At 71.5% G+C, this 8,063-nt stretch carries 5 protein-coding genes; 2 read left to right on the plus strand and 3 right to left on the minus strand.

The annotated features are described in order from the left end of the window. On the minus strand, positions 1–2,388 hold a 2,388-nt coding region (locus I0C86_RS38520), incomplete at its 3' end, for a Tex family protein (RefSeq protein WP_407676396.1). A 238-nt stretch (positions 2,389–2,626) separates the two neighbouring features. Here I0C86_RS38520 and I0C86_RS38525 point away from each other — a divergent pair. Then, positions 2,627–4,639, plus strand: coding sequence for a primary-amine oxidase (locus I0C86_RS38525; protein ID WP_196206250.1), 2,013 nt, complete (start codon positions 2,627–2,629; stop codon positions 4,637–4,639). Between the two features lie 56 nt (positions 4,640–4,695). Here I0C86_RS38525 and I0C86_RS38530 read toward each other — a convergent pair whose 3' ends face one another. Continuing rightward, entirely contained in the window at positions 4,696–5,355 is a 660-nt protein-coding gene (locus I0C86_RS38530; protein ID WP_196206251.1) for a GOLPH3/VPS74 family protein, read from the minus strand. Positions 5,356–5,572: 217 nt separating this feature from the next. Between I0C86_RS38530 and I0C86_RS38535 the strand changes: the two genes are divergently transcribed. Continuing rightward, positions 5,573–7,060, plus strand: coding sequence for an APC family permease (locus tag I0C86_RS38535; RefSeq protein WP_196206252.1), 1,488 nt, complete (start codon positions 5,573–5,575; stop codon positions 7,058–7,060). A 51-nt stretch (positions 7,061–7,111) separates the two neighbouring features. Here the strand turns inward: I0C86_RS38535 and I0C86_RS38540 are convergent. After that, the coding region (locus tag I0C86_RS38540; protein WP_196206253.1) for an MBL fold metallo-hydrolase at positions 7,112–8,063 on the minus strand (952 nt) is incomplete at its 5' end.

Raw genomic sequence — 8,063 nt, forward strand, 5'->3', positions numbered from 1 at the left:
GCGGCCAACAGTGAGATGGCCGAGGCCCTGCGCCTGACCCTGACCCTGACCCTGACCCTGACCCTGACCCTGACCCTGACGAGGCTGCCCCTGGCCCTGGCGGGACTGACCGCCGCCGCGCGGCGTACCCCGGTCCGGGCCGCCCCGGCCGGACCCGGCGCTACCGGACGGGCGCTGCCCGGTCTCGGCCTCGTCCTCGAGTCGCAGGGTGAGCGAGATCCGCTTCCGAGGTACGTCCACGTCCAGCACCTTCACCCGGACCACGTCACCGGACTTCACCACGTCTCGCGGGTCCTTCACGAAGGTCCGGGACATCGCCGAGACGTGTACGAGACCGTCCTGGTGCACCCCGACGTCGACGAACGCGCCGAACGCCGCCACGTTGGTGACCACGCCCTCCAGCAGCATTCCCGGCTTCAGGTCGCCGAGCTTCTCCACCCCCTCGGCGAAGGTCGCGGTCCGGAACGCCGGACGCGGGTCCCGGCCCGGCTTCTCCAGTTCCCGCAGGATGTCGGTGACCGTCGGCAGGCCGAAGGTGGCGTCGACGTACTCGCTGGCCTTGAGCCCCCGGAGCACGGTGGCCTTGCCGATCAGCGCGGAGAGGTCGCCGCCGGTGCTGGCCAGGATCCGCCGGACCACCGGGTACGCCTCCGGGTGCACGCTGGACGCGTCGAGCGGGTCGTCCCCGCCCGGGATGCGCAGGAAGCCGGCGCACTGCTCGAACGCCTTCGGGCCGAGCCGGGCGACCTCCTTGAGGGCCCGGCGGGTCCGGAACGGGCCGTTGGCGTCCCGGTGCAGCACGATGTTCTCGGCCAGGCCGGCGCCGATCCCGGAGACCCGGGTCAGCAGCGGTGCGGACGCGGTGTTCACGTCCACTCCGACGGCGTTGACGCAGTCCTCGACGACCGCGTCGAGCGAGCGGGAGAGCTTCATCTCGGAGAGGTCGTGCTGGTACTGGCCGACGCCGATCGAGCGAGGGTCGATCTTGACCAGTTCGGCGAGCGGGTCCTGGAGGCGGCGGGCGATCGACACCGCCCCGCGCAGCGAGACGTCCATCCCGGGCAGTTCCTGGGAGGCGTACTCGGAGGCGGAGTAGACGGAGGCGCCGGCCTCGGAGACGACGACCTTGGTCAGGTTCAGGTCGGGGTGCCGCTTGATCAGCTCGGCGGCCAGCTTGTCGGTCTCGCGGGAGGCGGTGCCGTTGCCGATCGCGACCAGTTCGACCTGGTGGGCCCGGGCCAGCCGGGCCAGCGTCTCGATCGAGGCGTCCCACTGCCGGCGCGGCTCGTGCGGATAGATCGTGTCGGTCGCCACCGCCTTGCCGGTCGCGTCGACCACCGCCACCTTCACCCCGGTCCGCAGCCCCGGGTCCAGGCCCATCGTCGACCGGGTACCGGCCGGCGCGGCGAGCAGCAGGTCACGCAGGTTGGTCGCGAAGACCCGGACCGCCTCGTCCTCCGCCGCCTGCCACAGCCGCATCCGCAGGTCGGCGCCGAGATGGATCAGGATCCGGGTACGCCAGGCCCACCGCACCGTGTCGGTGAGCCAACGGTCGGCGGGTCGCCCCCGGTCGGCGATGTCGAACCGGGCGGCGATCTCCTGTTCGTAGCGGCTCGGGCCGACGGGTGCGTCCTCGGGGGCGGACGCCTCCTCCGGGTCCATGGTCAGGTCGAGCATGCCCTCCTTCTCGCCCCGGAACATCGCCAGGATCCGGTGTGAGGGCAGCCGGGTGTACGGCTCGGCGAAGTCGAAGTAGTCCGCGAACTTGGCGCCGGCCTCCTGCTGGCCGTCCCGTACCCGGGACACCAGCCGGCCCCGCGACCACATCCGCTCCCGGAGGGTGCCGATCAGGTCGGCGTCCTCGGCGAACCGCTCGACCAGGATGGCGCGGGCACCGTCCAGCGCGCCGGTGGCGTCGGCCACTCCGGCGTCCGGGTTCACGAAGCCGCTGGCGACGCTCCGGGGATCCTGCGACGGGTCGCCGAGCAGTGTCTCGGCCAGCGGCGCCAGGCCGGCTTCCCGGGCGATCTGGGCCTTGGTCCGGCGCTTCGGCTTGTACGGCAGGTAGATGTCCTCCAGCCGGGCCTTCGAGTCGGCCGCCATGATCTGCGCCTCGAGCGTGTCGTCCAGCTTGCCCTGGGTCCGGATCGACTCCAGCACCGCCGTCCGGCGCTCCTCCAGCTCCCGCAGGTAGCGCAGCCGCTCCTCCAGGGTGCGCAACTGGGAGTCGTCGAGCGACTCGGTGACCTCCTTGCGGTACCGGGCGATGAACGGCACGGTCGATCCGCCGTCGAGCAGCTCCACCGCGGCCCGGACCTGCCGCTCGTGTACGCCGAGCTCCTCGGCGATCCGCTGGTCCACCGAGCGCGGCTGCGCAGAGGTTGTCACGATCCTGATCCGCCTTCTCCACTGGGTTCCGCCAGCGCACTCCGCCGGAGGCCGGGAAGTTTCACTGGGTGCCGGAGTGCATTCTGCCGCACCCGGCCCCGACCGCCACCCGGGCGGCGCCCGCCGCCGGCGGCCCGCCCGCCCGCCGATCGACGTCTGCGGGCGGTCGGATATGGACAACCGAGAGTGATTCGGGTTAGGTCGGCTCCGGATGAACCGCGGATCGACGAGGTGCCTCATGACTCATCTGGCCGACGACCGGCCCGCCGGCTCCGGCGCGGACGGTGCCGACGTACGTCCGCTGGCCCGGCTGACCGCCGACGTACGTCCGCTGGCCCGGCTGACCGCCGACGTACATCCGTTGGCCCGGCTGACCGCCGACGAGATCCGGTCCGCGCGGGCCTTGTTCGACCAGCACGGCCTGCTCGGTCCGACCACCCGGTTCGCCCTGCTGGCGTTGGAGGAGCCGGCCAAGGACGTGGTGCTGGCGTACTCCGCCGGGGACGAGGTCGACCGCCGGGTGCGGGCCGTGCTGCTGGACGTGGCCACCGGAGTGTCCCGGACCGTGGTGGCGTCGCTGACCAGCGGCACGGTCGGCTCGGTGCGGGAGAACGATCCGGCCCGGGACGGCCAGCCACCGATCATGCTCGAGGAGTTCGCCGCGGTCGACGAGATCGTCAAGGCCGATCCGGGATGGCGGGCGGCGATGGCCCGCCGGGGCATCACCGACCTGGATCTGGTCCGGCCCTGCCCGCTCTCCGCCGGGGACTTCGACCTGCCGGGGGAGCGCGGCCGGCGGCTGCTCCGGGTGCTGTCCTTTCTGGCCCACCGGCCCGAGGACCACTGCTGGGCCCATCCGATCGACGGCGTGGTCGCGTACGTCGACCTGATCGAGCGCCGGGTCACCGAACTGGTCGACCACGAGCTGCTGCCGGTACCCGAGGAGGAGGGCAACTTCGACGATCCGGCGTACGTCGGTCCGCCGCGTACCAGCCTGAAGCCGATCGAGATCAGTCAACCGGAGGGCCCGGGTTTCTCCGTCGACGGGGACCTGGTGCGCTGGGAGAACTGGACCTTCCGGGTCGGCTTCGATCCCCGCGAGGGCCTGGTGCTGCACCAACTGAGCATCGCCGACGGTGGCCGGGACCGCCCCGTGCTCTACCGGGCCTCGGTGGCCGAGATGGTGGTCCCGTACGCCGATCCGGGCCCGGTGCGGTTCTGGCAGAACTACTTCGACGCCGGCGAGTACCTGCTCGGCCACCAGGTGAACTCGCTGGTGCTGGGTTGTGACTGCCTGGGGGAGATTTACTACTTCGACGCGGTACTCGCGGACGGCGCCGGTGAGCCGCGCGAGGTGACCAACGCGATCTGCCTGCACGAGGAGGACCATGGGGTGCTGTGGAAGCACTCCGACCTGTTCACCGGCTCGGCCCAGACCCGTCGGCAGCGCCGGCTGGTGATCTCCTCCTTCGTCACGGTCGGCAACTACGACTACGGCTTCTACTGGTACCTCTACCTGGACGGCACGATCCAGTTGGAGGTCAAGGCGACCGGCGTCCTGTTCACCTCCGCGTACCGCCCCGGCGACGGGTACGCGACCGAGGTCGCTCCGGGGCTCGGTGCGCCGTACCACCAGCACCTGTTCAGCGCCCGGCTCGACATGACGGTCGACGGGGTCCGCAACGCGGTCGACGAACTCGACATCCGGGTCGTACCGGTCGGCCCGGAGAACCCGTACGGTAACGCGTTCACCCGGGTGGCGACGCGGCTGGCGGCCGAGTCGGAGGGTGCCCGGAGCGCGGACGCCGCGCGCGGGCGGGTGTGGCGGGTGTCGAATCCGAATCGCCCCAACCGGCTCGGTCAGCCGGTCGGTTACCTGTTGCGGCCGGAGGGCCAGGCGGTGCTGCTGGCCGACGCCGACTCGTCCATCGCCCGCCGCGCGGCGTTCGCGACCCGGAGCCTGTGGGTCACCCGGTACGACCCGGCGGAGCGTTACCCGGCCGGCGACCTCGTCAACCAGCATCCGGGTGGTGCCGGCCTGCCCGCCTATGTGGCGGCGGACCGGTCGATCGACGGCCAGGACATCGTGCTGTGGCACACCTTCGGCACCACCCACTTCCCCCGCCCGGAGGAGTGGCCGGTGATGCCGGTCGACCGGTGCGGCTTCACCCTGCGCCCGGACGGCTTCTTCGACCGCAACCCCACCCTGGACGTGCCGGCGAGCACCGCCACGCACTGCGCGAGGTGTTAGGAAGGGGCCCTTCTTCTACAGAAAGCGATAAGAAGGGGCCCTTCCTTACAGGCTGTTCAGCGACGGATGGTGAGCGCGGTGGAGGCGACGGCCGCGTCGACCGCGTTGAGCAGCTCGGCCAGTTCGGTCGGGAGGAGTCGGCGGCCGGCGGCGATCCGGTCCGTCACGATCGTCCGGTTGGTCGACAGCAACGCCCGGACCAGGCCGGCGGCCCGGACCAGACCGGCCAGTGTCGCGGTGCGCGGGTCCAGCGGTTGTTCGGAGCGTTCCAGGACGGCGTTCAGGCGTACCCGGGGCCGGGCCACCCGGTTGGGGTCCAGTCCGGGCCAGCGCACCTGGGTGCGGAGGTTGAGCCCGCGCGCGGTTATCCGGCGAACCGCACCCGCACTCACCAGGCGATCGCCGACGTGTTCGCGGACCCGGGGCGCGAGGAACTCCAGCCACGAACGGGCCGGATGCCCGTCGCCGCGCCGTACCATCTCGCCCAGCACCCGGTCGGTCACCGGCTCATGCCAGGCCCGGTCGTCCGAGACGTAGACGTGGGACCGGGCGAACGTGATCCGCCCGTCGAACAGCAGTTCTGCGAGCAACGCGCCCGCGAGCGCGGAGTTGACCAGAATCGCCGCCGCGAGCGGCTTGCCGCTGTAGTCGTCGTGCGCGATGAGGAACAGTTCGTCGGCCAGCCGCTCGGTGGGGGCGCCCGCGTTGTTGGTCATCCGTCATCCTCGGCCGGCCGGCGCGCGCCGGGTCGGTCAGCGCTCAGTGTCGATGCGAGACGGTACGGCAAGGAGCACTGTCCGTTCAACCCGTCCATGCCCTGCGTGTTCGATACTCTGCTACGTCGATCTCTTGTCGCGCGGCGTGATCAGCCATAACCTCTCCGGTGTCGTCCGAGAGTCCCTTTCTCGCCCCCATACCGAGAGAGATCGACATATGTCAGCCAGTTCCGCTCCGGAAGCCGGCCTGCGCCGGGGACGTCTCGGCACGATCCATCTCGTCTTCTTCACGGTCGCGGCGTCCGCTCCGCTGACCGTGCTCGGCGGTGGGGTGACCACGATGTACGCGGTCAGTGGCAACGTCGGCGCCGCACTGTCGTATGTCCTGCTGGCGGTGATTCTGGCCGTGTTCGCCGTCGGCTACGCCGCGATGAGCCGGTTCGTCAGCACCGCCGGGGCGTTCTATTCGTACATCGCGGGCGGGCTCGGCCGGGCCGGTGGGGTCTGTGGTTCGTTCATCGCACTGGCCGCGTACAACGCCATCCAGATCGGCCTGTACGGGCTGTTCGGCGCCGTTGTCGGCGACTTCATGACCACCAGGTTCGGCGTCGAGCAGGCGTGGTGGGTGTGGGCGCTGGTCGGTCTGCTGGTGGTCGGGGTCCTGGGCATCCTCCAGGTCGACCTCAACGCCACGGTTCTCGCGGTGCTGCTGCTCCTCGAATGTCTCGCGGTCGTCGTCTTCGACGTGGTGTCCCTCGGCAATCCGGCGGGCGGAAGCGTCAGCCTCGCCGGCCTGGATCCCGGCAACCTGTTCGCCGCCGGTCTGGGTGCCGTGCTGGCGCTGGGAATCGCCTCGTTCACCGGGTTCGAGTCCGGGGCCATCTACAGCGAGGAGGTGAAGGACCCACGCCGTACGGTGGCCCGGGCCACCTACATCGCGGTCGCCTTCACCGGTGGGTTCTACGCACTGTCCGCCTGGGCGTTGACGGTGGCGACCGGGCCGGAGAACGTGCAGACCGCGTCGGCCGGGGCCGGCCCGGGGGTGGTCTTCGGCACCCTCGCCGAGCACGCCGGTACGACCGTGGCGGACGTCGCCTACCTGCTGTTCGTCACCTCGGTGCTCGCCGCGCTGCTCTCCTTTCACAACGGAGTCGCGCGTTATCTGTTCGCCCTGGGGCGGGAGCGGGTGCTGCCTCCGTACCTCAGTCGCACCGGGGTCCGGACCGGTGCGCCGGTCGCCGGCTCGCTGACCCAGTCGGTCCTGGCACTCGTCGTGGTGTTCGCCTTCGTGGCGACCGACCGGGACCCGGTGGTCGACCTGTTCACCTGGCTCAGCGGGGTCTCGGCGGTGGGCGTGGTGCTGCTGATGACGCTGACCTCCGCCGCGGTGGTCGGCTTCTTCCGGCGACGCCCGGAGGCCGAGGTCAACACGTGGCAGCGGCTGGTCGCGCCGGCACTGGCGACCGTGCTGCTGTTCGCCGTCCTGGTGGTACTGGTGGTCAATTTCGACGCGCTGCTCGCTCCGGACAACCCCCGCTATCTGGCCTGGCTGCTGCCGGCCGTCACCCTGGTCGCCGGACTGGCCGGGTTCGCCTGGGGGCTGATCCTCCGGTCCAGGCGGCCAGCCGTCTACGCGGCCGTCGGGCAGGGGATGACCGAGCCGACGCCGGCCGATGAGGACCCCGAGCTGACGCTGAGCCGCTGACGGCCCGGCCGGGCCGCACCGGGCCGCAGACGGATCAGGCGCGGGTCACGGTCAGCCGAGTGCCTGCCACCAACCGTCCACCGGGGGCGGATGATCCACGATGACCCGCTCACCGGGGCGCGGCACCGCCAGGCGTACGCCCCGGGCCTTCGCCTCCCGCCACAGCCGGTCGACCGGCTCGGTCCAGGCGTGCGGGGCGAGGTTGAAGGTCCCCCAGTGCACCGGGACGAGGAGGCCGCCGCGTAGGTCCAGGTGCGCGGTGACCGCCTCCTCGGGCAGCATGTGGATGTTCGGCCAGGCGACGGCGTAGGCGCCGACCTGCATCAGCGTGACGTCAAACGGCCCGTGCCTGCTGCCGATCTCCGCGTAGCCGGCGAAGTAGCCGGAGTCGCCGGAGCAGAACACCCTGCGGTGCTGGCCGGCGATCACCCAGGAGCCCCAGAGGGTACGGTCCCGGACGAGCCCCCGTCCGGAGAAGTGCCGGGCGGGGGCGGCCGTGAAGTCCAACCCGGCCACGGTGGCGCGTTCGGTCCAGTCCAGCTCGACGATCCGGTGCGGCGGCACCCCCCAGCGTTCCAGGTGGGCGCCCACGCCGAGGGGCACCAGGAACGGTGCGGACTGGCCGTGCCGCAGCGCGCGTACCGTCGCCATGTCCAGGTGGTCGTAGTGGTCATGCGAGATCAGGATGGCGTCCAACCGGGGAAGCCGGTCCACCGGCACCGGCACCGGGTGCAGCCGCCGGGGGCCGACGAGAGCCGACGGCGAGCACCGGTCGCTCCAGACCGGATCGACGAGCACCCGGCGACCCTCGATCTCGATCAGTGCGGACGCGTGGCCGTACCAGATCACCTGAAGCTCTCCGGCCGGTGCCGACGACGACGGGGCGGCGTCCGGGACGATCACCGGAATGCTGCCGCCCGGCCGTCGTGGCTGGCCGCCGAGGAGCAGGTCCCGGAGCATCTGGCGGCCGCTGCCGGGCAGCAGGGTGCGGGTGCTGACCGGG

The organism is Plantactinospora alkalitolerans (assembly GCF_015690345.1).
GTDB lineage: Bacteria > Actinomycetota > Actinomycetes > Mycobacteriales > Micromonosporaceae > Plantactinospora > Plantactinospora alkalitolerans.

Coding starts and splice junctions, on each gene's coding strand:
- I0C86_RS38525 (WP_196206250.1), top strand. CDS start 2,627: ATGACTCATCTGGCCGACGACCGGCCCGCCGGCTCCGGCGCGGACGGT.
- I0C86_RS38530 (WP_196206251.1), bottom strand. CDS start 5,355: ATGACCAACAACGCGGGCGCCCCCACCGAGCGGCTGGCCGACGAACTG.
- I0C86_RS38535 (WP_196206252.1), top strand. CDS start 5,573: ATGTCAGCCAGTTCCGCTCCGGAAGCCGGCCTGCGCCGGGGACGTCTC.